We start from the raw sequence: 22,394 nt of genomic DNA on the forward strand, positions 1-22,394 counted from the left end.
CCTAAGGTTTTGTGCCAAACGGGCGTCACCTAAGGGATGAATTGCGGGGCCATTGAGGTCCCCGAGAAACCCCGTAGATAGAGCACATTGGCCACGCCGACCGCCGGATCTCGGATAAAGGCCGCGCTGGTCGGCTGAGGATGTTTCCTGACCCCGAAGACAGGCGTTGCGCCGATTGTCATTTGCAGGCCAGCGGGTATAAAAAATGTCTCACCTAGCTCGGTCATGTGGCAATCGCGCTGGCCATTATGCCGCCATCGGAGATTAGCAGTGGAAGATTTGTCTGGCGTTACGTTTTCTCGACAAAGCGCGTTATTGGATTGGGAAACCATTCATGATCGATGGGCTAGAGACCTGATCGAATTTCCGGGAAAGACAGATAGCAGAGAGATTCCATATGTGCATACGGAACATGGAAATACCACGCAATTTGCAATATCTGCATCGAACGCAGGATATGCGGCAATACGGGAAGTTTCCGGAAACAGAGAGGATAAGGGCGCAAAATTAGATCTTATCCTAGTGTCCAATGACACAGTGTATTTGATAGAAGCTAAGTGGCTAGAGTTCAGCTTTAACGAGCATTCGAAGGTTGAAGATATATCTGTACAGCTCAATAGAGCGGAAGATCAAGTGCGGATCTATTCGAATACAGTGTCGCGCATTTTCACGTCGGGCAGAGCCATACGCCGAGTTGCCGTCAGCTATGTAACACCCTTTATTAGTGAACAGGCGCCTTTTGATGAGCGAAATCTATACGACTTATTATCACGCATCACGGAATCGGTTCAGCCGGACATGCTTTCATGGGTATTCCCGGCCCGCATGCGGGACTTCTCCTATTGGGTGAATCGCGTGTATCCGGGCGTAATTGTTGTAGCAAGGCATGTTGGCAAGCAATAAGGAGCCTTTAGCAAAGACGACAGGCGGCTTTTGATAGATGCCTACCGCTGACACATGAGACGCCCTACATCGACGGATTCTATGTCCCTTGCGGCAGCCTGCCTCCCTGGGCGAAACGCAAGCACCGACCCCTGCACATTGTGGCCCAGATCTGACACCGAATGGCATGGGAGCTCTTTCCGGTATCACTATACCAATTGACCCGATGAAAAGAGATCAAGACATGGACGAAGAAGAGATTAGCCCAATAAACTGGTGATTGAACGATTGACCTGAAGAAGGGATTAGGACGCTTGACGACCTTAGCGATCTTAGTGCTTCCTATTGCACATGCGATACCTCAGCTCGCAGCCGCAAAGTTGTAGCGGCCGTGCCCGCCGGGTGTGCGCTCGCCGGGAGGGTGTGGTCCCCCGAGAGCGGGATGGGCGGCGCTCCCGCTAAGGGAGCGGCAGAAAAAGCGGTTCCGCAGGGCGGCCGTTGTCATTTTTCGCCTTCTGGAGGTCGAGCCCGCGGCGGCAGTATTCCCGCGCGCGCGGTTCATCTCCCAGACGTTCCATGACGAGCGCGAGTTCGGCGTAGAAGTCGTAGGGCGGGTTCTGGCGCGCGCAGCGCTCGGCGTATTCGCGGGCCTTGCCCGGAAGATTGGCGGCAAGCGCCAGCTTCGCGAGCGCGAGCAGCAGGACGCTGCTCTGCGGCGAGACCTTGAGCCAGGGCTCGGCCTGCGACAGGAAGCGCAGTGCATTCTCTCCCTGTAGTTCCCCGTAGGCGGCGAATAGCTCGTCTGTGGGTTCATGGCGCAGGGCGGGCGCTAGCAGCCGCTCGGCCTCGTCGTTGGCGCCCTGGCGGATCAGGCTGCGGGCATAGATGGCGATGAGCGCCGGGTGCTGGCGATAGGCCCGTGGTATGGCGTGCCACACGGTCTCGGTGTCGGTCTGGGCATGGTGGCTTGCGAGCAGCAGGAGGTGGCGATGGGCATCACGCTCCAGATCGTCGATCACCGCCGGTTCCATGACCTTATAGCGGCGCAGCTCGGGGGTGAGTTGGGTGATTGCCGTCCAGTCGCGCAGCCCGCGGGCCCGTTGCGCGAGCAGGCGCAAGACCATGCGGTTGCCGGGGTGTGAGATACGCAGGGCGTTCAGGGTGGCGAGACTGCGTTCATATTCACGTCCGGCCTCGTGCAGGTAGGCCTGAAGGAGGCCGGCGGCCAATGCGAGGCCCGGGATACGCTGCGCCTGGGTGAGGTATTCGTCGCGCCTCTCCTGGCGTCCCTGACCCTGTGCGGCGCATGCCGCCGCCAGATAATGGATCCCCGGCACCTCATCGGTCTTGATGTCACCGACTAGGTCCTTCTCGGCGCCGGCATAATCACCTTCCAGGAATTTGATCAGACCGGAATGGAGCGCCTTTTGCTGATGACGCAGGCGTCGGTCCAGGCGCCAGCGACCGACGTCTTTGGGAAGGCGCAGGAGCCGCATGGTCACATGCAGCAGGGCATAGAGCAGGATGACGGCGACGATCAGCAGCAACGCAAAGAGCGTGAGCGGCATCTCGACGCTCCAGGGGCTGCGTTCGATCAAGACATAGCCCGGGTTGTGCATGGCCGCCAGGGTCACGAGCACCGTGACCACGAGCAGGGCGACGATGGCGGACAGGATTTTCATGAGGCCGCGCGCGACAGTTTGCGCAAAAGATGGAGGGACAGAGAGATATCCGGCCATTTCAAGGCGCTGGTGTCTTTCTGGAGCGCCGCGAGTTTCGCTAAGACCGTCTGCGAGGCGCGCGCCTTTACGTCGAAGTAACGGTTGATCCAGCGGCTAGCGGCGGCGAGATTCGCACCCACGAGCGCCGGGCGGTGCTCGAGCAGCGCAAGCTGTGCCCCGTAGAGCCGCAGTTCCAGGTTCTCGCGCACGAAGTAGGCGCGCTTGGGTGCGAGCAGAGCGCGTTCGTGAACGGGTTCCTTGCGAATCCTGATGAGGCTCGTGAAATCACGCCAGATGCCGTAGACGGCGCGCCGCCAGAACGGTTCCGGCTCGACCTTGGCGGCCACAGGGGGCGTGGCTCGCAGGGTGCGCGGCAGGGCCAACGGTAGGGTGCGGGCGCTATGGGCGAGGGCCACGAGCTCGAGCGCCATGGTGGAGGTATGCTGACGACGCAGGGCCTTCAGCTGTAGGATTTCCTGCAGGATCGCCCGGCGCACCGGAATCAGCCGCGGGTCGCCCTGGCGGCGTAGCTCGCGCTGCGCCTGACGGAGGGCGAGCAGGGCGAGCGGGATGTCGTGCTGAAAACGCAGCTGCTCGTTGGCGATGAGCAATAGGTCGGCGGCCGCGCGCACGCGCCAATGGCGCCCCGGGCGGTGGTTGGTGGCGAGCGAAGCCTCGCGCCGCGCCAGGTCTTTGACCGCCTTGCGGTCCGCGGTCTGTGCGCTACTGAGGGCCGCGATTTTATTGTCGAGCTGGACCAGGGCCGCGCTTTGGGCCTGGAAGCTGCTCGTCACGTCCAGGCCCACGACATGGGCCTTGTAGGACAGCACATACCAGACATAGCCGAGACCGATCAGGGTCACGAGCGACAGGAGCAGCGCCAGTCCCCCGGTCACCGAACGCGCGCGGCGCGGCGCGGGGGGCGGCGCGGGAAGGTTCGTGTTTTCGGTTTCGTCGGTCATGGAGGCTCTTTGAGTTTAGGCGATTATAGGGGGTTTTTGCCGGCATGCCAGGAACACAGCGCGGCGATCAGCGTCTCATCGTCGGCGCCCGCGGCCACGATGAGGGGTCCCTGAAGACCCAGGGCCCGGCAGGCGTCCCGCTGGCGGGTCCCGACCACGACCAGCGGGGTCTTGGTGAGCCACTGGCGCCCGACCTGACCGAGGGCATCATAAAGGTGATGCAGGCCTTCGACGCTGGTCACGATCACGGCATCCAGACCATGGCGGGCCCAGGCGCGCAGCAATCCGGATATGTCCGCCGAGGGTGCCGCGCGCCGGTAGCATTCGGCATACCGTACGCGCGCCCCCCGGGCGGCAAGGGTGTCCCCCAAAAGCTCGCGCCCACCCTCCCCCCGAAAGACGACGACCCCCTTACCCTGCATATCCTGTAAGGGGCTCATCGAGAGCAATGACTCACTATCGAATCGCCCTTCGGGGACCAGGATGTCGCGGAACCCGAGGCGTTGCAGCTCGCGAGCGCTGCCACGGCCGATGGCCGCCATGCGCACCTTCGCTGGCCAGGCCTGCCCCCAACCCTGCATGAGATTGAAGGCGCGGGTCACGGCGTTGGGGCTTATGAAGATCGCCCAATCGAAGGCGGCGAGATCCGCGACCACGGCCTTCAGACCGGCGATGTCGTGGGGCTCCACGATCTCTACGGCCGCGAAGTGCAAGGGTCGGGCGCCGAGCGCGGCGAGTTTATCCATCAAACCCTGGGCCTGACCGGCGGGGCGGGTGACGAGGATGTGCAGACCGGCGAGATCCGTCACGCCCCGTCCTTCAGGAGCCGCTCGATGATGGCGCCCGCCCCCTGGGAGAGCAGGCCATCGACGACCGCGCGCGCGGTCGTCGCGAGATCCGCGGCGGGTCCGGAGTGGGTCTCGGTTAAGAGCTGGCTGCCGTCGGGCTCGCCAACCAGGGCGCGCAGGGTGAGTTGACCGTCTGCGAGCGTCGCGAATGCCGCGATCGGGAGCCGGCATCCCCCTTCCAGGGCGCCTGTCACCGCGCGTTCCGCCTCCACGCACTGCGCCGTGCCTGGGTGATGCAGGGGCGCTATGAGGGCCCTGGTGCGGGCGTCCGTCAGCCGGCATTCGATCCCGATCGCCCCTTGCGAGGCCGCAGGCAGGCTCACATCGATCGGCAGGTAGCCGCTGATACGCTCGGTGAGCCCCAGGCGCTTCAATCCGGCGGCGGCCAGGATGATTGCCGAGTATTCACCGGCATCGAGCCGTGCCAGGCGGCTGTTCACGTTTCCGCGCAGGTTCTCGATGCGCAGATCCGGCCGCCTATGGCGGATCTGGCAGGCGCGGCGCAGGCTCGCAGTCCCGATCCGCGCCCGCGACGGGAGGCCGCCGAGGTCCGACACCCCGAGAGCGGAGACCAGGGCATCGCGCGGATCCTCCCGCTCCAGGATCGCGCCGATGGTGAGGCCCTCCGGCAGCTGCGCGACCACATCCTTCATGGAATGAACGGCGAGGTCGATACGTCCTTCCCAAAGACCCTGCTCCAGTTCCTTGGTGAACAGGGCCTTGCCACCGGAGGCCGTCAAGGGGCCGGAAAGCTGTCGGTCACCTGTCGTGGTCATCGGGACAATGGTGACGTTGAGGTCGGGATGTAGGGCGAGGAGCCGATCACGGACGTGAGTGGCCTGCCATAGGGCCAGCGCGCTCTTGCGGGTTCCGAGGTGCAGGGTCGTCACGGAGAATCCGAAATGGTGGAGTGTGAGGGCTGTCATCCTAAGAAATTGACGGGATTTACGCAAACCGTCGCCTCTTTGGCGGGGAACGGGTCCGGCCAGTGCGCGATCGCCGCCCATCGGGATCGACTGTGTTTCGCTGTTCCCGCGTTCCGATCCCCCCACCTATCGCGCGCAGGCCTCGCCCGGACGTCTTCGAGGCGCAAGCATGCGGAGCCCGAGGTTTTCTGGCCGACGGGTTCCTGCTATAAGGTCTATCGATGCGACCGACAATAAATCCGCCCTTGACGCCTCCGGGTTTCCCACGCAGAGCGTCGGCGCATCCCGCGGTCAGCCCGCCCCGTGACAGGCGCGGCATGGGGGCCGGTACCGCGGGTAAGGGCTCATAATAATATTAGAGATATGTCAAAACCCACCAGAGGAGCACCGCGATATGATGTATAAAATGTTCCATAGCCGGTTAGTCATCGCATGGGCCATGCTGACGGCCCTGACATTCATGGCACCAAGCTATGCCGGCATGCAAAGCCATGCGTTCGCAAACCATCATGTTGTCTTCCAGATCAGCAATGGTTCTGCCCAGGAGCAGGAGCTCGTGCTGGCCAACGCGGCGAACGTCTTGAAGTACTTCGGGCCGACCAAGGTGCAGATCGAGATCGTGGCCTTTGGTCCCGGCCTGCGCCTACTCTTGAAGAATAACGTGCATTCGAAGATGATTCAGAGCCTGCATGCCGAGGGCGTCGAGTTCGCGGCCTGCCATAACACGATGATGAAGCTGCACTTGACGAAGGCCGACCTGAATCCCGTCTCCCATGTGGTTCCGGGTGGCGTGATCGAGATCATGCGCCGAGAGAGCGAGGGTTGGAACTACATCCGCCCCTAAACGCCGAGGCATGTCGGTCAAAAGAAGAAAATATTAAAAAAGCCATATAATCTAGGAGGAGTTCATGAAAAGACAGTCGTTGCTGACGGCGGCAGTGGCCGCCGCCTGTTTCGTGGGCAGCGCGCATGCCACCAACTGGTTCCAGCTCCAGGGTACGGAACCCAGCGGCATCGCCGCCCCGTTCCATCTCTTCGGGTTTATCCAACCGACTTATGAGGATACTGGGGGCACGGCGGTCACGGGCCTCGGAGGCGCGGCCAAGCCTTTCAATAACGCGGTCCCGAAGTTCAACGAGGTGGCCCCGCAAGACACCTCGATGAGCAGCTTCAATATGCTCCGCGCGCGCATCGCGGTGCGCGGTACGGTGACGCCGATCAGCAACAAGATCGACTACTTCATCATGGCCGAGTTCGGAAACAACGGCTACACCTACAGCAACGGCAGCTACACCCCGCGCCTGACCGATGCGTCAGTCACCTTTAACGAAATCCCGGGCATGCGCGTACGGGTGGGCCTCTTCAAGACCCCGGGTCCCGAGGAGGTCTTGCAGGGTATACCGGACTTCGATTATATCAACTTCACGAACGTGAGCGCCCAGCTCATCCTGAACCAGTTCATCGGCTCGGCACCGGCGATTGCGACAGGGCCTGGCGCCTATGCCGTGCAAGCCGCCCCGATCAATGCCGGCCGTGACCAGGGCATCCAGCTCTTCGACTGGTTCAACAACGGCCCCTGGCAGTTCGCTTATGCGGCCATGGTCGGCAACGGCGCCCCGCTTTACTACAACGCCCAGTCGAACAGTACGAGCTATTACGGCCGCTTGCAGGAATCCTATATCTTCCATCACAGCAAGGGCCCGCATCAGGCCGGCATCACGGCTTGGGTTTGGGGGCATCTTGGGCATCAGAGCCTGAATGTCGGCACTGTCGCGGCCGATGAGCCTGACGCCGCCGGACCTGACACCGAGCCCGTTGACGGCCCCGCATCCGTCGCGACCGGCGGTTTTACTCGCCAGAACTACACCTTCAAGCGCTATGGCATCGGCGCCCAATACCGCAGCGGCTTCATGACGCCGGGGGCCTTGCGGGTGACAGGTGAACTGATGCGTGGCACGGGGTGGATCTTGTCCCCGGCGGCGTTTTCGGGGGCGGCAGCGGGATTCAACGGTGTACCGCCTACATGTGGCGCGTCACCGGGGGCTAACGCCCTTTGCACCGAGACCCTGTATCCCGGCGCCAACAATGCGGCGGTCGGCGGCTATATCGAGACCGGCTTCTTCGTCACCAAGCACTGGGATCTGGAGGCCCGCTACGATCAGTACGACCGCATGACCAACAACCCGGGGCTCGAGCGCATCTTCAAGACCACGACCCTGGGCGTCCAGTACTATATCTCGCCCATGGCGCGCATCACATTGAACTATGCATTCAACCGCATCAATGTGCCGCATCTGTCAGCGATCAAGGGGGCCACGCCGGCGGCCACGGCAATCGCGCAAGGCAATGCCTCGGCTGTTGCGAGCGCCAAGGACAATACCATCGCCTTGCAGACGACATTGTTCTTCTAAGGATCGATTGCAAAAAGGGGGTTTTGTGAAAAAAGGCGCGTTATGGACAGCCCTGTCGTTCCTGGCGGTCAGTGCCCCGGCACTGGCCGTTCAGGGGAACCTGCACTGGCACACGATCCATATCCAGATCCCGGTGCGTCTGAAGCACGCCAAGGTGGTCTTCAATATGGATCACCCGGTGTTCATTCCTCACACCAAGGAGCCGGTGGGTCTGTCGCAGCTGCGGATGATGGTAGCGAAGTTCACGCGTGACCATACGCGCTGGAAGATCGATGCGGTCTTCCAGGGGGCGGATGGCTACATGTTGTTGAACGATAAGGCCTACAACCAGTTCATGCACGTGCGTACCGGCAACCCATACCGCGGCCAGATCGAGGCCCTGTTCCATAAGGGTGTCGATATCGAGGAGTGCGGGGTTACGATGCGCGCCCATCACTGGGGCAACAAGCAGCTGCTGCCCAACGTGAAGGTGAACGCCGGGGCGGTGGCGCGCATCATCTGGCTCGAGCAGCATGGCTACATCGAGGTCAACCCCTAGCGGACGCGGTAACGCGGCGTCCCGTCACGGGTGAGGATCTGGGCGAGGGTCGGTACGACCTCGCCCAATCTTTTTTTGAGGCCGTAGGGCGGGTTCAGGATGAGCAGGCCCGAGCCGTTGAGACGGCTCTTGACGTCCGCAGGCCAGGTGAGCAGTTCCACGCACAGGTGGTCGCCGAGGGCCGACAGGACCGCCACCAGGCGTTCGGCGTCGCGCTTGTCTTTGATGGGGTACCATATGAGGTAGATCCCCTGACGGAAACGCTGCAAGGCGGTTTTGAGGCCCGTCAGTAGGGTGCTCCTCTCCGTCACACGCTCATAGGGGGGGTCGATCAGGATCACCCCGCGGCGCTCCCGGGGTGGCAGCAGGGCCTTCAAGGCGTGATAGCCGTTTCCGAGAAAGATCTGGCTGTGCGGGGACCGCAACACCTGCTGCAATGCCGCATGCGCGCCACTGGCCTCCTCGACGGCCACCAACCGGTCCTCCGGCCGCAGGCGTTCGGAGATAAGGAGCGGCGAGCCCGGGTAGTCCCGAAGGCGCGTCCCATTGAAGCGCCCCACCGCCTCAAAATACCCGCCCAGGATCGGCCACTCGCCGCGACGTCCCCACAGGCGGCGGATACCCTCGTCGGCCTCCCCTTCCGGCTGCAGGCGGTAGAGACCCTCGCCGGCATGCGTGTCGAGCACAAAGAGCGGCTTGGGCTTTTGCAAGACCAGATCCAGGGTCTCTAGCAGTACGACATGCTTCAGGACGTCGGCCGCCGATCCGGCATGAAAGGCATGGCGGTAATTCACAGGTAATCCGTGTACTTGCGGGCGCTGCCCCGCACCTTGTCGGCAGGATACTTGGCGGCGTTCTTCGCGATCTTGGCCCATGCCGCCTGTTCCAGATCGATACCGAGTCGATCGCAAAGACGCAACAGGTAGAGCAGCACGTCCGCCGCCTCCTCGCTTACCGCCTGGCGTTGCGTGTCGGACAGGGCCCGGCTCTCATCCTCGCTCAGCCATTGCAGCGGCTCGACGAGTTCGCCGGCCTCCACGATGAGCGCCATGGCCAGGTTCTTTGGGGAATGAAATTGCTCCCAGTCGCGCTCTTTGGCGAATTGCGCAAGACGTTCCGTGAGATCGGTAAAGCTGCTCATGAGATCCTCCGGCAGGGCGTCATCCCGGCCGGCACGCCCTCCGGTCGTTATGGCCCCCATCCTCTATGAAAACCGCCAGTCTAACGGATTTTGCCGGTCGCGTCGGCCTGTTCGCGGCCTGGTCGGGCGACGGGCGGGTTACGCGAGGCCATATCCCCTCACCTGTTGTCATTCTTGCGTCATATTCCGTTCGTAGCATGGGGGCGTCACTCGCTTGACGCGTCCCGGAGACGCCGACTCGCACGGATACCACCCGCAATTACGGGATCGCTTTTTAAGGAGGCCCCATGGCCCAGGACAATCGCTCGTTACTTCAGGCGCTGGACGAGGCGCCAGTCAGCTTCTTTCATATGCGCGCCGCGGTGACCGCCGGGATGGGTTTTTTCACCGACGCCTATGATCTTTTCATCATCGGCATGGCGCTCGTGTATTTGAAGCCCGAATGGCATCTGACCGCCGGACAGATCGGCATTTTGGGGAGCGGTTCGCTGCTCGCGGCGTTCCTGGGCGCGCTCACCCTGGGGCGTCTGGCCGACCTTATCGGGCGCAAGACGATTTATGGGCTGGAGGCCGCGCTCATGGCCATAGGCGCCTTGGCTTGCGCCTTTGCCCCGGACTTCACGTGGCTGCTCGTGTTTCGCTTTATCCTGGGTTTCGGGATCGGTGGCGACTATCCCATGAGCGCGGTGCTCATGTCCGAGTACAGTAACGCCAAGCAGCGCGGCTCGCTCGTGTCGTTGGTCTTCGGCATGCAGGGCCTTGGGCTTGTGTTTGGGCCGGTGGTTGCCCTTACGCTCGAGGCCGCGGGCATCAGCCATGACATCATCTGGCGGATCATGCTCGGTTTGGGCGCCATCCCGCCGCTTGCGGTCTTGTATCTGCGTCGCACCATGCCCGAGTCCCCACGCTACAAGGCGTTGGTGCGCGGGCAATCGGAGGCCGCGGCCCGCGACATGGCCTCGTATTCCGAGGGACAGATCCCGTCCACCGGCCAGTCCGCCGGGAGCCGTCTACCCGGGGGCCCTCTGCGGCCGCGCACGACGACGCTGCGCGCCTTCCTTGGTAACCGCCGCAATCTGCTCATGATTCTGGGGACCGCCGGCTCCTGGTTCCTGCTCGACTATGCCTTTTACGGCAACGTCATCTCGACCCCCCAGATCATAGGCCTGCTCGCGCCCCACGCGAGCCGCCTGCAGGGCACGGCCTGGGCGCTTGTGATCTTTGCCGTGGCCGCGGTACCCGGCTATCTGGCCTCCATCCTGCTTATGGATCGTATCGGTCATCGCCGCTTGCAGATGATCGGCTTTGCGGTGATGGCGATCAGTTTTGGCGTGATCGCGCTCGTGCCCGACATGACGCACGATGTGCTGCCCTTCCTGTTCTTGTATGGCGTGAGCTTCTTCTTCACCGAGTTCGGACCCAACTGTACGACCTTCGTAATCCCTGCCGAGGTCTTTCCGACTGGCGGACGCACGACCGGCCATGGGATCGCGGCCGGCATCGGAAAGCTGGGCGCCTTTGCCGGCACCTTTCTGTTTCCCTATATCAGTCGCGCGGGGGGCTTGAAGGGCGCGATGATGTTCGCGGCCGGCGTCTCGCTCCTCGGCCTGCTGCTGACCCAGATGACCCTGCCCGAGACCAGCGGTCAGACACTCGAGGCCTTGTCGGCCGAGGCGGACGAGGAACCGATGGACGATCCGCGGCTTGTGCGGACGGGTGCGTCCCGCTAGCCGGGGATCGCGATCCCGGTAGGGACACCAAGGGGCGTTTGGCCCCGTCCGTTACCGGCGGCTTAGCCATTGCGGCGGCCCCGGCGCGCCTTTTGTGCGAGGGGGGCGTGCCCCTCGGGGCCTTGCCGGGATGCCGGGGGCGGGGGCTGCCGCCCCGGTCCTTCCGTGCCGGATGCCAGCGGCAAGTGGCGCGCCTTCCATTCCGGGAATCCCTCCTGCAGGCGACGGGCGCGGTAGCCGTGTTCGCGAAGCGCCTGGACGGCCTCGAAGGCCAGCAGGCAATAGGGGCCCCGGCAGTAGGCGATGATCTCGTGGTCCCTCGGCAGGCTCGGCAGCTGTCGGGATAGATGGTCCAGGGGGATGTTGATGGCGCCTGCGACATGTCCGGCGCGATATTCGGATTCCGGGCGGACATCGATCACCACGACCTGATCGGTGCGCAAGAGCCGCAGTAGCTCGTCCTGGCCTATCGGCGTGAGGTCGTCGATCGTTGCGAAGTGCCGGCGCACCAGCTGCTCGATCTCGGCGATATGACGTTCGCCCATGCGCTGCAATGCCGACAGCAGCGTCGTGACCTCGTCGCCGCTCAGCCGGTAATAGACCTGTACCCCGCTCTTGCGCGGCACCACGAAACCGCCATCCCGGAGGATCTGGAGATGATGCGAGGTGTTGGCGACCGACAGCAGGCAGATCCGCGCCAGTTCCTCGACGCTGCGCTCGCCCTGACTCAAGGCCTCGAGGAGGTCGAGGCGGTTGGGTTGCGCCAGGGCCTTGGCAACCCGCGCCAGCTGTTCGAATATCAGCCGCTTGGGCGGTATCGCATCGGTCACGCCGCCTCCGACCCCGTAATCTTCATTTGACTACTGTAACAGATTTGTGCCGGCCTGCCGCGTGTCGCCCGCTCGCATCCCCGGGGCGCCGGCGATCAAGATCCTTACAATAAAGAGCGCGTCCCTTATGGTCCCCCCGAAAGTGGCGCGCCAGACCCCCGGGCCCATCCCCGGCAGGGTTGTGCTCAACCCCATACGGCTATACCGGGCTCCTTGGATATCGTTCTAGATCAGGGTCTTACCAATGATATAGGTTGCGATCGTTGCCAGGAACAGCCCCAGGGCGAGCTTGACGGTCTTTTCGGGCAGGTATCTATGCAAGGCGCTGCCGGCAAAGGTGCCGAACACCGCGCTTGTGGCGAACACGGCCATGATCGGGTAGTTGATGGCGACGGTGGTGGCATAACCGGCGAACCCGGCCAGGGAGTTGGCGGTCACCGCCACGAGCGAGGTCCCGACGGCGCGTTTTACAGGCAGTCGCCATAGCAGGATCAAGGCTGGGACGATGAGAAAGCCGCCGCCGACACCCACGGTCCCCGCGAATGTCCCGATGCCAAGCCCATAGGCTGCAATGCGTATCGGATGGTCGGAGCTAAGGCTTGTCTCGTCGGCCCGCGTATCGCTAAACAGCAGCCGATGGGCCGAATAATACATGATGGTCGCAAACAGGGTCAGGTGAATGGCGGCGGGGATCAGCGCCCCTAGGCGCGCGCCCAGGTAGGCCCCGCCGATGCCGAAGAGCCCGAACAGGGCCGCCACGCGCAGATCGACCGCCCCGCGTCGCCAATAGTGGAAGGTCGCGATCGCGGCCGTCATCGCGATGATGCCGAACGCCATGGCGATCGCGCTCCGTGCCGGCACGTGCAAGAGAAAGTGCAGGGTGGGCATGGCGATCAAGGTGCCGCCGCTGCCAAAAAGGCCCAGCAAGAGGCCGGTACTCATCCCTACGACCGCCGTCAGAATCTGCATGTGTTCCCCAGATAAAATGAGCGGCCGCTAATATCATATTCAATTGTTAATTTGTATAGTATCTCCTTGGGGGAGGGCCCCTATCCCGGGCGGATGGGGCCTTTGCCGGAAAGACCGCCAAAACGGCCCTCTTGCCGCAGACTTAGCGTGAAAGAGACCGTGTCGGAAGCAAGCAGAACCCTGACCTGTGAGGGCCATGGGGTGAGGGGATGCGACGATCAGGGGCCGACGGGTGCGATGAAGCCGTACTTGGTCAGGGCCTTGATCCAGCGAGGCGCATTGCGTTGGACGGAAAGCGCTTCATAATCGGTGGTGGAATCCCGGTAATGCTCGCCCCGCTTCAGCATGAAGAAGATTGTGCGCAGAATCTTGTGACCCGTAGCGATAATGGCGCGCTTATAGCCTCGCCGGATCACGAGAGACTGGAACTTCGTTTTGAACACCGACGTGGTACGGCTCGCGGCATGGGCGAACTCGCAGAGTAACCGGCGGACATAGAGATTGCCCTTGCGGACCTGTCCCGATTTGCGCTTGCCTGCCGATTCGTTGTTGCCAGGACAAATGCCCACCCAGGAGGCCAGCCTATCCGCGCTGCCGAAGGCCTCCATGTCGGGGCCGATCTCGACCAACAACATGGCGGCGCCGATGAGATCCACCCCCGGCAAGGTTTGCAGCAGCGCCAGGATATTGCGCTCGCTGGCCAGCCCGGCAAGCAGTCTGGCGTCGAAGCGGGCGATGCGCGCCTCGATCTCCTCGATGTGATGCATCAGTTCCTCGAGCACGAAACCATGGCTTTCCGAGAGATCCCCCTGCAGGGCCTCGAAGATCTCCTCGCGGGAGGCCTTCAGTCGCGCGGAGGCCAATTTGATCACCTCATGAGACGGTTGCCCGGCGATGAGGGCCAAGACCTGGCACGGGCCGACTGGCCATGGAGATCGCTCACCACGACGCCGAGACGGACACCGGAGTCGGCAAGCACCTTGTGCAGTCGATTCTTCTCCGAGGCGAGTTGACCGACGAGCTTCTGTCGTTGGCGGGCGATCAGGCGCAACTCGCGCAGCTTCGCCGGCGGGATGAACGATCCCCGCAGGAGGCCGGCACGGGCCAGAGTCGCGAGCCACTGGGCGTCACCCACGTCCGTCTTGCGTCCCGGGACGTTCTTTACATGCCGGGCATTGACCACCTGGGCGCGGATGTCGGCTGCCTCCAACGCCGCATACGGGCTCTTCCAATAGATCCCGGTGCTCTCCATCACCACGCAGTCGGGATGCAGCGAGGCCACCCACTCGGCCAAGGCCCGGCGATCCCGCTTGAATCCCCCGAACTGCCGTTGTTCCCTGCGCGTCGTGCCATCGGATTCCTCGATCAACGCACAGGCCGTGATCTGCGCCTGATGGACGTCGAGTCCGATGACGCGCTTGTACAGTGCGACCAATTCCATGCCTCCTCCTCCTGACTTATACTGAAAAAGCGGAAGGGGGCGGATGCCGGACCGGAATATGCCTGAAGACGACAAGTCGTCGACGGCCTGTTTAGCGTGCGCTCTCTAAGGAGGCAATCCGGGGTGCGAGTCCGTCCGGCGGGTCACGTTAAGCGCGGGGTCAAGCCGCCAAAGTCTTTTGCGACCTCTCCCCGCCACCTTCCGCCTGGAAGTCTCTTTCATCATCAGGGGTGGCGACAACCCCCCCCACCATGATCGTTATACCCGGCCTTGCCATGGGATTGGCCATCCCGTGAATGAAGGTCTCCCGGCCGGTGGGCCTCGCCGGTCCCCGGATCGGGGCGTCTACGGGGGCGGCCTGGGCCCGGTTGGCGCGCTGTGGGAGATGCACTAAGCTTACGGACCGGCCTGCATGCGCCGGAACTTGGATGATCTCCCTAGGTCTCATCCGCCGTGCCCGGTCGATCCAGCCGAGGATTTCCTTACGAGGGTAAACGCAATGGACTATCAGCAAGCCGAAAATCAATTGACGGTCGTACAGCAGCAGAATCAGGCGACCATGCAAAAGCTTCAGGCCCTGGCGCAGAAGTTCGCGACGGCCGCCCCCGATGCCACCACCGGGCGCGAGTGGGCGATGGATCTGCGCGAGGTGGCGATGATGATGCAAACCCAGGCCCAAAGCACCACCACGCTCATCCAGCAGATGGCCCAATATATCCAACAGCTGGAGGGCGCCCTGGCCACGCACCCCAATGCCCCGATGCAGCCGACGGGGTGGGCCAATCAGCCGTCGCAGGCCGGCGGCGGCTTCATGGGTTCCCTGATGAGCGGTCTTGGTATGGGCGCGGGCTTTGCGGTCGCAGATGATGTCGTAAGCGACCTTTTCAACCTCTTCTAACCCGCACTCCGAAGGGCGAGGTCCGCGAGGCGCTGGCGGCCGCGCGCGGCCGCTTCCAGGACTTGGCGGGGGGCTGTGCCCCCCCAATGGTCGCGTGCGGCGAGCGATCCCTCCAAGGTGAGCACCGGGAAGATATCGTCCTCGATCAAGGGCGAACAGGTCTTGAGCGCCGCAAGCGGCAGATCCGCCAGGTCCACACCCTGATCTATGGCCAGTCGCACGGCGCGCCCCGCTGCCTCATGGGCATCACGAAACGGCAGGCCCCGCCGCACCAGATAATCCGCAAGATCGGTGGCGGTCGGATAGCCGCGTAGCGCCTCGCGGCGCATGCGCTCGCGATGAAAGGTGGTCGCCGGCAAAAGCTCGGTGAGCGCGCGCAGGCAGTCGCGCACGGTATCGAGGGTATCGAACAGTGGTTCCTTGTCTTCCTGGTTGTCCTTGTTATAGGCGAGCGGCTGGCCCTTCATAAGCACGAGCAGGGCTGTGAGATGTCCTATGACACGCCCGCTCTTGCCGCGCAACAGCTCCGGGACATCCGGGTTCTTCTTTTGGGGCATGATCGACGAGCCGGTGCAAAAGCCGTCGCCCAACTCTATGAAACCGAACTGCGGCGTGGACCACAGTACGAGTTCCTCGGCAATGCGCGACAGGTGGATCATGATCAAGGCCGCTGCCGCCGTGAACTCTATGACAAAGTCGCGATCGGAGACCGCATCCAGGGAATTCTCGGCCGGCCGTGCAAAGCCCAAGGCCTGGGCGGTCATCTGCCGGTCGATCGGAAAGCTCGTGCCGGCCAGCGCCCCGGCCCCGAGCGGCATGACATTGACGCGCCCCCGGGCATCGATCAGGCGCTCGCTATCGCGCAGGATCATCTCGAACCACGCCAGGATATGGTGGCCCAGGGTCACCGGCTGGGCCACCTGGAGATGGGTGAAGCCGGGCATGATGGTCTCGGCCTCGCGCTCGGCCAGCATCAGAAACACGCCGCCCAGACGTTGCAATTGCCCGATGAGGCTGTCGATACCGTCGCGCAGGTAGAGCCGCACGGCGGTCGCGACCTGGTCGTTGCGGGAGCGCGCGGTGTGCAGCTTTTTGCCGACCTCGCCGATGCGCTCGATAAGGGCCGCCTCGATGTTCATGTGTACGTCCTCGCGGCCCACCGACCACGGAAAGCGGCCCTCGTCGATCTCTTTTTCGATGGCCGCGAGCCCTTCTGCGATGAGCGCCGCCTCACGCTCCTCGATGATGCCCACCGCGGCGAGCATGCGGGCATGCGCGACGGAGCCGCGAATATCGTGACGGTAGAGCCTGTGATCAAATCCGACCGAGGCCGTGAAGGCCTCGACGAAGGCATCGGTAGGTACGGTGAAACGGCCTTTCCAGGCCTTGTCGGGAGAGGACATGGGCATGCTCGATGGATGGAGAATAGCGCCCATGGTACCGAAGCGCGGGGCTGCCGTTAAGGGCGGTTGCGCGTCACCATTTGTCCGTCGACGCGTTCCGATCATCGGTGCCGGGTTGAGGGCCGGGGACGGTTGGGCTAATGTTGAGTCCGTAGTGTCCGGGCTGGACTCTCCTTATGCACCCCCACCCCGAAATGCCAGCCCGGAATTGTCACGCCCCGAGCCCTGCTCGGGGCGCCTTTTTCCTGGTAGTCTTAGGAACACTCCGATCGCCACGGATCGCTATCTCCCCTCATTTCATTCTGTTTTAGGTGACCATGAAGGACTCGACGAGTTACTTTCTGCCGGATTTCAGTTCCCTTGCGATTGCCGCCAAGGTGCTGTTTATGGCCGAGGTCATCGCCGTAATATTTACCATTGCCTCGAGCGACAGCTTCGCGCCCGCGGACCTGCGCCGTTTTGCGTTCCTCTCGGCCTATACCCTGATCGTAGCCCTGGTAAGCCTTGGCCTGCTCAGGATCGTGAACCGCGGCCTGCGTCAGTTATCAGCGATCGTGGGATCCCTGGTCGTGATTGCACTCATGTTGGTGGCGGTGGTGGCAGTCACCGAAGGTCTCATAAACGGTCTCTACGCGCTCGGCGTGATCGCGACCCGTTCACCGGCCTGGCAGCTCACGATGCTAGTCCATAGCGTGCTGATCGGTACCGTGGTCATGCTTCTTGGCCTGCGCTACCTGTTCGTATCCCATAAGGCCCAGATCGATGCCAAGCTGGAGCAGGAGGCGCGCATACAGGCCCTGCAGTCGCGCATCCGCCCGCATTTTCTTTTCAACAGCATGAACAGTATCGCAAGTCTCACGCGCAGTGACCCGGCTCGCGCCGAGGCCGCGCTTCAGGACCTCGCGGATCTGTTCCGGGTGCTGCTCGCCGATGCCCGCAAGCTCGTGCCGATCAGCGCCGAGCAGGAGATATCCCGCCAATACCTCGAGATCGAAAAGTTGCGGCTGGGTGATCGCCTTCAGGTCCAGTGGACCGTCAGCAACGTGCCGCGCAACGCCCTCATCCCAACGCTGACCTTGCAGCCGCTGCTGGAAAACGCCATATATCACGGTATCGAGCCGCGCTTTGGCGGAGGCACGGTGAAGATCGAGTTATGGGGGGACCAGTCCGATACCTTGAACGTGCTCATCAGTAATCCGATACCGGAGGTGCGCAAGCATGCTCATGGGCGTGGCAATAAGATCGCCATGGACAATATCCGCCAAAGACTCGCCTCGCATTTTCAGGACGCGGCGAGCTTGCAAACCTTCGAGGAAGGCGATCAATATCACGTCAAAATAAAAATGCCAATTGTCAGAAATCAGGGGGATCGATTCTTAGCGGAGAGTTCACGATGAGAGAGACAGGGGCACCGGCCGAACAAAGGAGGGACACAATGAAGGTCCTGATCGTAGACGACGAGAAACTGGCGCGCGACAGGTTGCGGGAGATGGTGGGGGAGATCGGCGAGCATACGGTCGTGGGCGAGGCCATGAACGGCAGCGAGGCCATCGCCCAGACCGAGCGCCTGAATCCCGACGTGCTGCTCATGGACATTCGCATGCCCGGCATGGATGGCCTGGAAGCGGCCATGCACCTCATGGGCCTCGATACCCCGCCGGGCGTGATCTTCACCACCGCTTACGACCAGCACGCCTTGGATGCCTTCGAGGTCAATGCCGTCGACTATCTGTTGAAGCCGATCCGCAAGGATCGCCTAGCGAAGGCCTTGAGTAAGGCCGGCAAGCTCACCTTGCAGCAACTCCAGGACTTGAACCAGGCGCAGGAATCCCCGGTGGTGCGCACCCATCTGAGCGTACACCTGCGCGGCAACATCCGCCTGGTCCCGGTCCAGGACGTCTTGTATTTCCTGGCCGACAACAAATACGTGACGGTACGCACCGCCACCGAGGAGCATTTGATCGAGGACTCGCTTGTGAACCTCGAACGCGAGTTCGGCGAGAGCTTTCTGCGCATCCACAGGAATGCCTTGGTCGCCACCCCCCACATCAGTGGCATCGAAAAGGATACGAGCGGCACCTGGCACGTCACTCTCAAGGGCCTCGACAAGCGGCTCGCGGTGAGTCGCCGGCATGCCGCCGCGGTGCGCCGCTGGGCGCGCCGCTAGCGGTTCACCGGCGCCATAGGGCGGCAAGCGGCCGCTCCGCGCAGGCCTCGGGAGGGAGTGGTAGCCGGTGGCGGCGGATGTCGTCCACGGCCTCCGCGACGCGTGCGAAATCCTGCTGCAGCCGCCAATAGACTCGTGCCCGTCCGCTGTTTCTTTCGAGGTCGGCGGTCTGGGCAAAGGCGCTGCGCCCATGGTCGGCGTAGTACGACAATTGCCCGCGCGAGCGCAGGCGTTCGCGAAAGAAGCCGCTCATAAAAAGCGCATACTCGGCGAGATGACGCACGATGACTATCTCGCGGGCGCGGTCCTCGTCCTGTGCGGCCCGTTGTTCGGCGAGGAACTGTACGAGGGTGCTAAGCGGGCGTTGTTCATGGTCATAGAGGGGGTAGAGGGCATCTGTGTGCGCAAAACGGGTGAGTAGGTCGCTGACATAAGCCACGGTTTCCGGTTCCCCGAGGCCCGCCCGTTTAAAGCCATATTGAATGTGGCGATGAAAGAACTGATAGAGAGTCGGCGTCACGATCACCTCCTAACACGATCCCTTGTCCGTATTATAGTGGGCGTTAACGCCAGCGGAAGATCCGCGACGACCCGCCGGGATCGTGCGCCGCAGGTGCTAGACTTCGGGGGCGCGGCGTGTCAAGGGGGCAGGGAGCGCAGCATGGTACGGCCGCTATCCGTCAGTATCGTCATGCCGGCCTACAGGGCTGAGGCCAGCATAGGCGCGGCCGTGCGTTCGGTCCTGGCGCAGACCTACCCGCACTGGGAATTGATCGTAGTGGCCGATGACGGGGTCGACTACCAGACGTTGTTGCCCGCCGACCGGCGCCTCACGCTGGCATACACCGGGGCCTGGGGTTCGGGTCCATCGGCTGCCCGTAACCGTGGCCTCGATGCCGCCCGCCACCCGCTGGTCACGTTTCTCGACAGCGATGACGTCTGGTATCCAGACAAGCTGTCTATTCTTGTCCCTTTGGCCCGCGCGCACGGTATCGCGCTTGGGAACACGCGGTTTTGTGAGTATCCTGGTCCCGGTTACGATGCACACTGTTGGCAGGATCCGGTCGAGGGGTACCACGACTGGCTATTCTTTGCGTGCGTGAGCGAGAGTCTCTGGCCGGTATACCAGCGGGCGGTCGTCGGCCGCACGCGCTTTCCCGAATGTCTCAGGTTTGCCGAAGACGCCGTTTTTACCTTGTCGATTATGGCCCGCCACGGCGGCGCTTATCTTTATCCACAGCCCTTGCACGAGTATCGTTTGCGTCCGGGGACGCTGTCGCGGTCGCGGGATGCGGTGCGGCGCGCCGACGAGGCCTACGACTGGATTTTGTCGGTGCTGCGCGCCGGCGACCGGCTCTCGTTTCCGGCCGAGGCAGTGGGTTCGGCGATCGCGGTTTTCGAGAGACGCCGGGCGCTCAACCGCGCGTTCCCGGCGAGCGGCATGCGGTACTTTCAGGAGTTCGAGACAAGTATGCGGGCCCGTAGGACACGCGGGGGCGTGGCGGGCGATGAGGCGATGCGCGAGCCCGCGGCGGATGCCGGCGGCCTTGCGCGATACGACCGAGGAGGTGACAGTGACAGCAACGGTATTGGATGAGCATACGGCGCTCATCGTGATTGATCTGCAAAAGGGCATCGTCGCGCAACCGATGGTGCATCCCACGGACGTTGTGGTGGCGCGTGCCGCGCAGCTCGCGGCGGCCTTCCGGGCGCATGCCTTGCCGGTGGTGCTCGTCACCGTTCACGGCGGGGCCCCGGGCCGGAGCGAACAGACGCGAAATTTGGCCGACCTGCCGCGCGACTGGGACGAACTGGCGCCCGGGCTCTTGCCGCAGGCCGGCGATTATCGCATCGGCAAGCGGACATGGGGGGCCTTTACCGCGACTGGCCTCGAGGGCCTTTTGCGCGCGCACAGGGTCACCCAGGTGGTGATCGCGGGCATCGCCACCAGCATCGGTGTCGAATCCACCGCCCGTCAGGCCCACGAGCTCGGCTTTCACGTCACGCTCGCCTGCGACGCCATGACCGACTTCAGCGCTGAGGCCCACGACCACAGTGTGAAACGAATCTTTCCGCGTTTGGGAGAGACGGCCACCACCGACGAGATCGTGGCGTTGCTCGCTCGGCGCGCTCAGTGAGCGAACAGGCGGCGCGCGTGCCGCCTGTGGCCTTGCGCGCGCTCTACAGCCGCGATTACCGCCTCTGGGCGGGCGCCGCCCTGGGGTCGAATCTCGGCACCTGGATGCAGCGCACCGCCCAGGACTGGCTGGTACTGACGCGGCTCACGGCGCACAGTGCCTTGGCGTTGGGTCTTGTGACCGCCCTACAGTTCGCGCCCCAGGCCCTGCTGTTGCCGCTTACCGGTCCCGCCGCCGATCGCAGCGACCGGCGCCGGCTCCTGGTTGTGACCCAAGGACTCATGGGGGTGCTGGCCCTGACCCTGGCGGCGCTGGTCCTCACGGGCGCGGTGCGGCTCTGGCAAGTGTACGGTTTTGCGCTGCTGCTCGGCATCGTCGCGGCCTTCGATGCACCCGCGCGCGGGGCCTTTGTGTCGGATCTCGTGCCGCCATCCGATCTGCCGAACGCGGTCGCCCTCAATGCCCTCTCGTTCAACATGGGGCGGCTCTGCGGACCGGCCCTGACGGGGATCCTGATCGGGTCCTTGGGGACCGGGCCCGTATTTTTGATCAATGCCACCTCGTTCGGCCTGGTCCTGTGTGCCTTGCATGTCCTGCGGCGCGTCCCGGTGCGCGGGCGTATGCGCCCGGGTCCGGCGGTGCGCGCATTCACCGAGGTCCTGAGTCTCATGGCCCGTCGCCCGGACCTCATCGCGGTCTTGTGGATGTTCGGGTTGATGGGGGCGGTCGGCGTCAACCTCCCGATCCTGGTCTCGACCATGGCCATCCGGGTCTTTCAGGCGCGGGCCGTGTCTTACGGTCTTATTGCCTCACTGATGGCCGTCGGCGCGGTCGGTGGTGCGTTGTTGGCCGCGGTCCGGGCGCCGCGACTGGGGGTCCTGTCCTTGGCGACCGCGATGTGTGCGCTCGCTACCATGGCCGCGGCTCTGGCCCCGGGTCTGGGGGTGTTCGCCCTGGCGCTCCTGATCCTGGGCTTTGCGTTACAGGTATTCGTCACGTCTGCCAACAGCCTCCTCCAGTTGTCGGTGGAACCGGCAATGCGCGGCCGCCTGTTGGCGTTTTTGATCGCCGCGGCCTTAGGGGGCGCCCCGATCGTGGCCCCGCTTTTCGGTTGGGTCGCCGATGGCTTCGGGCCACGGTTCGCGCTCGCCGGGATCGCGGTCCTGGCGGCGACGGCCTGGTTCATTGGCTGGCGCGCCGGGCGCGCGGGAATCGCCGGACGGAGCGCGCCCCTTGCGCAGGCGGGCGAGGATCGCAGGCCGGCCACGAGCGTGGCGTCTCCGGCATGGGCACCCGAGGACTGACGCCGGGCATGGCGGCGCGGCCGTGGTGTCGGGCGATCACCGGAAGATCGAGAATTGACAGACTTTGGACCGAGGGTATGATGCG

At 63.4% G+C, this 22,394-nt stretch carries 21 protein-coding genes and 1 pseudogene; 11 read left to right on the top strand and 11 right to left on the bottom strand.

Features of this window, described 5'->3' with window-relative positions:
* Window positions 1-270 precede the first annotated feature (270 nt).
* The gene (locus C4900_RS15750; RefSeq protein ID WP_147267102.1) at window positions 271-903 is read left to right on the top strand and encodes a hypothetical protein; all 633 of its coding nucleotides are present in this window, start codon (window positions 271-273) and stop codon (window positions 901-903) included.
* A gap of 437 nt (window positions 904-1,340) precedes the next feature.
* Here the strand turns inward: C4900_RS15750 and C4900_RS01750 are convergent, their stop codons facing one another.
* Genes C4900_RS01750 through hemC form a run of 4 tightly spaced genes read right to left on the bottom strand, consistent with a single transcriptional unit; the run spans window position 1,341 to window position 5,339 of the window.
* The gene (locus C4900_RS01750) at window positions 1,341-2,564 is read right to left on the bottom strand and encodes a heme biosynthesis HemY N-terminal domain-containing protein (protein ID WP_170132375.1); all 1,224 of its coding nucleotides are present in this window, start codon (window positions 2,562-2,564) and stop codon (window positions 1,341-1,343) included.
* Entirely contained in the window at window positions 2,561-3,565 is a 1,005-nt protein-coding gene (locus tag C4900_RS01755) for a uroporphyrinogen-III C-methyltransferase (protein ID WP_065969913.1), read from the bottom strand. The genes C4900_RS01750 and C4900_RS01755 overlap by 4 nt, the downstream gene beginning before the upstream one ends.
* 23 nt (window positions 3,566-3,588) lie before the next feature.
* Window positions 3,589-4,374 carry a uroporphyrinogen-III synthase gene (locus C4900_RS01760; RefSeq protein ID WP_114282210.1) on the bottom strand — a complete coding sequence of 262 codons (786 nt, stop codon included), beginning with the start codon at window positions 4,372-4,374 and terminating at the stop codon, window positions 3,589-3,591.
* The gene (hemC, locus tag C4900_RS01765) at window positions 4,371-5,339 is read right to left on the bottom strand and encodes a hydroxymethylbilane synthase (RefSeq protein ID WP_211306715.1); all 969 of its coding nucleotides are present in this window, start codon (window positions 5,337-5,339) and stop codon (window positions 4,371-4,373) included. The genes C4900_RS01760 and hemC overlap by 4 nt, the downstream gene beginning before the upstream one ends.
* 394 nt (window positions 5,340-5,733) lie before the next feature.
* Here hemC and C4900_RS01770 point away from each other — a divergent pair, with 394 nt between their 5' ends.
* The 3 genes from C4900_RS01770 (at window position 5,734) to C4900_RS01780 (ending at window position 8,288) form a co-directional block, all read left to right on the top strand.
* A complete protein-coding gene (locus C4900_RS01770; protein WP_083995782.1) occupies window positions 5,734-6,183 on the top strand; it encodes a DsrE family protein in 450 nt (149 codons plus the stop codon).
* A 64-nt stretch (window positions 6,184-6,247) separates the two neighbouring features.
* The gene (locus tag C4900_RS01775) at window positions 6,248-7,750 is read left to right on the top strand and encodes a porin family protein (protein WP_114282211.1); all 1,503 of its coding nucleotides are present in this window, start codon (window positions 6,248-6,250) and stop codon (window positions 7,748-7,750) included.
* A gap of 25 nt (window positions 7,751-7,775) precedes the next feature.
* On the top strand, window positions 7,776-8,288 hold the full coding sequence (locus C4900_RS01780) for a DsrE family protein (RefSeq protein WP_141689268.1): 513 nt from the start codon (window positions 7,776-7,778) through the stop codon (window positions 8,286-8,288).
* Here the strand turns inward: C4900_RS01780 and C4900_RS01785 are convergent.
* Window positions 8,285-9,082, bottom strand: coding sequence for a 23S rRNA (adenine(2030)-N(6))-methyltransferase RlmJ (locus C4900_RS01785; RefSeq protein ID WP_170132376.1), 798 nt, complete (start codon window positions 9,080-9,082; stop codon window positions 8,285-8,287). The genes C4900_RS01780 and C4900_RS01785 overlap by 4 nt on opposite strands.
* Window positions 9,079-9,429, bottom strand: a complete 351-nt coding sequence (locus C4900_RS01790; RefSeq protein ID WP_065970242.1) for a nucleotide pyrophosphohydrolase — start codon at window positions 9,427-9,429, stop codon at window positions 9,079-9,081. Before C4900_RS01790 ends, C4900_RS01785 begins: the two co-directional genes overlap by 4 nt.
* A gap of 287 nt (window positions 9,430-9,716) precedes the next feature.
* Between C4900_RS01790 and C4900_RS01795 the strand changes: the two genes are divergently transcribed.
* Window positions 9,717-11,159, top strand: a complete 1,443-nt coding sequence (locus C4900_RS01795) for an MFS transporter (RefSeq protein ID WP_114282213.1) — start codon at window positions 9,717-9,719, stop codon at window positions 11,157-11,159.
* A gap of 62 nt (window positions 11,160-11,221) precedes the next feature.
* Here the strand turns inward: C4900_RS01795 and C4900_RS01800 are convergent, their stop codons facing one another.
* The 3 genes and pseudogenes from C4900_RS01800 to C4900_RS01810 all read right to left on the bottom strand — a co-directional run bounded on the left by C4900_RS01800 (window position 11,222) and on the right by C4900_RS01810 (window position 14,399).
* Window positions 11,222-11,989, bottom strand: coding sequence for an ArsR/SmtB family transcription factor (locus C4900_RS01800; protein WP_065970224.1), 768 nt, complete (start codon window positions 11,987-11,989; stop codon window positions 11,222-11,224).
* 225 nt (window positions 11,990-12,214) lie between these two features.
* Window positions 12,215-12,958 (bottom strand): sulfite exporter TauE/SafE family protein, encoded by a 744-nt coding sequence (locus C4900_RS01805; RefSeq protein WP_114282214.1) that lies wholly within the window; start codon window positions 12,956-12,958, stop codon window positions 12,215-12,217.
* A 218-nt stretch (window positions 12,959-13,176) separates the two neighbouring features.
* Window positions 13,177-14,399, bottom strand: a pseudogene (locus tag C4900_RS01810) (IS110 family RNA-guided transposase).
* Between the two features lie 499 nt (window positions 14,400-14,898).
* On the opposite strand from C4900_RS01810, the gene C4900_RS01820 reads away from it, so the two are divergent.
* Complete coding sequence (locus tag C4900_RS01820; RefSeq protein WP_065970226.1) at window positions 14,899-15,297, top strand: hypothetical protein; 399 nt, start codon at window positions 14,899-14,901, stop codon at window positions 15,295-15,297.
* Here C4900_RS01820 and argH read toward each other — a convergent pair.
* Window positions 15,294-16,706 (bottom strand): argininosuccinate lyase, encoded by a 1,413-nt coding sequence (gene argH / locus C4900_RS01825; RefSeq protein WP_065970227.1) that lies wholly within the window; start codon window positions 16,704-16,706, stop codon window positions 15,294-15,296. The genes C4900_RS01820 and argH overlap by 4 nt on opposite strands.
* A 311-nt stretch (window positions 16,707-17,017) precedes the next feature.
* Here argH and C4900_RS01830 point away from each other — a divergent pair, with 311 nt between their 5' ends.
* Together C4900_RS01830 and C4900_RS01835 are read left to right on the top strand one after the other, a co-directional pair.
* Window positions 17,018-18,097 (top strand): sensor histidine kinase, encoded by a 1,080-nt coding sequence (locus C4900_RS01830; RefSeq protein ID WP_065970229.1) that lies wholly within the window; start codon window positions 17,018-17,020, stop codon window positions 18,095-18,097.
* A 38-nt stretch (window positions 18,098-18,135) separates the two neighbouring features.
* Window positions 18,136-18,867, top strand: coding sequence for a LytR/AlgR family response regulator transcription factor (locus tag C4900_RS01835; RefSeq protein ID WP_065970231.1), 732 nt, complete (start codon window positions 18,136-18,138; stop codon window positions 18,865-18,867).
* A gap of 4 nt (window positions 18,868-18,871) precedes the next feature.
* On the opposite strand, the gene C4900_RS01840 is transcribed toward C4900_RS01835, so the two are convergent.
* Complete coding sequence (locus tag C4900_RS01840) at window positions 18,872-19,387, bottom strand: hypothetical protein (RefSeq protein ID WP_083995786.1); 516 nt, start codon at window positions 19,385-19,387, stop codon at window positions 18,872-18,874.
* Window positions 19,388-19,528: 141 nt separating this feature from the next.
* Here C4900_RS01840 and C4900_RS01845 point away from each other — a divergent pair, with 141 nt between their 5' ends.
* The 3 genes from C4900_RS01845 to C4900_RS01855 are packed head-to-tail and all read left to right on the top strand — an operon-like array spanning window position 19,529 to window position 22,309.
* Complete coding sequence (locus C4900_RS01845; RefSeq protein WP_170132377.1) at window positions 19,529-20,464, top strand: glycosyltransferase family 2 protein; 936 nt, start codon at window positions 19,529-19,531, stop codon at window positions 20,462-20,464.
* On the top strand, window positions 20,442-21,005 hold the full coding sequence (locus tag C4900_RS01850) for an isochorismatase family protein (RefSeq protein WP_114282802.1): 564 nt from the start codon (window positions 20,442-20,444) through the stop codon (window positions 21,003-21,005). The genes C4900_RS01845 and C4900_RS01850 overlap by 23 nt, the downstream gene beginning before the upstream one ends.
* On the top strand, window positions 21,002-22,309 hold the full coding sequence (locus C4900_RS01855; RefSeq protein ID WP_211306716.1) for an MFS transporter: 1,308 nt from the start codon (window positions 21,002-21,004) through the stop codon (window positions 22,307-22,309). Before C4900_RS01850 ends, C4900_RS01855 begins: the two co-directional genes overlap by 4 nt.
* Window positions 22,310-22,394: the final 85 nt, after the last annotated feature.

This window comes from Acidiferrobacter thiooxydans, from assembly GCF_003333315.1.
GTDB lineage: Bacteria > Pseudomonadota > Gammaproteobacteria > Acidiferrobacterales > Acidiferrobacteraceae > Acidiferrobacter > Acidiferrobacter thiooxydans.

What these genes read in the sequence shown, in the direction of transcription:
- C4900_RS01820 (WP_065970226.1), top strand. Translation starts at nt 14,899, where the DNA reads ATGGACTATCAGCAAGCCGAAAATCAATTGACGGTCGTACAGCAGCAG.
- hemC (WP_211306715.1), bottom strand. Translation starts at nt 5,339, where the DNA reads ATGACAGCCCTCACACTCCACCATTTCGGATTCTCCGTGACGACCCTG.
- C4900_RS01805 (WP_114282214.1), bottom strand. Translation starts at nt 12,958, where the DNA reads ATGCAGATTCTGACGGCGGTCGTAGGGATGAGTACCGGCCTCTTGCTG.
- C4900_RS01830 (WP_065970229.1), top strand. Translation starts at nt 17,018, where the DNA reads ATGAAGGACTCGACGAGTTACTTTCTGCCGGATTTCAGTTCCCTTGCG.
- C4900_RS01750 (WP_170132375.1), bottom strand. Translation starts at nt 2,564, where the DNA reads ATGAAAATCCTGTCCGCCATCGTCGCCCTGCTCGTGGTCACGGTGCTC.
- C4900_RS01770 (WP_083995782.1), top strand. Translation starts at nt 5,734, where the DNA reads ATGATGTATAAAATGTTCCATAGCCGGTTAGTCATCGCATGGGCCATG.
- C4900_RS01795 (WP_114282213.1), top strand. Translation starts at nt 9,717, where the DNA reads ATGGCCCAGGACAATCGCTCGTTACTTCAGGCGCTGGACGAGGCGCCA.
- argH (WP_065970227.1), bottom strand. Translation starts at nt 16,706, where the DNA reads ATGCCCATGTCCTCTCCCGACAAGGCCTGGAAAGGCCGTTTCACCGTA.
- C4900_RS01845 (WP_170132377.1), top strand. Translation starts at nt 19,529, where the DNA reads ATGGTACGGCCGCTATCCGTCAGTATCGTCATGCCGGCCTACAGGGCT.
- C4900_RS01755 (WP_065969913.1), bottom strand. Translation starts at nt 3,565, where the DNA reads ATGACCGACGAAACCGAAAACACGAACCTTCCCGCGCCGCCCCCCGCG.
- C4900_RS01775 (WP_114282211.1), top strand. Translation starts at nt 6,248, where the DNA reads ATGAAAAGACAGTCGTTGCTGACGGCGGCAGTGGCCGCCGCCTGTTTC.
- C4900_RS01835 (WP_065970231.1), top strand. Translation starts at nt 18,136, where the DNA reads ATGAAGGTCCTGATCGTAGACGACGAGAAACTGGCGCGCGACAGGTTG.
- C4900_RS01790 (WP_065970242.1), bottom strand. Translation starts at nt 9,429, where the DNA reads ATGAGCAGCTTTACCGATCTCACGGAACGTCTTGCGCAATTCGCCAAA.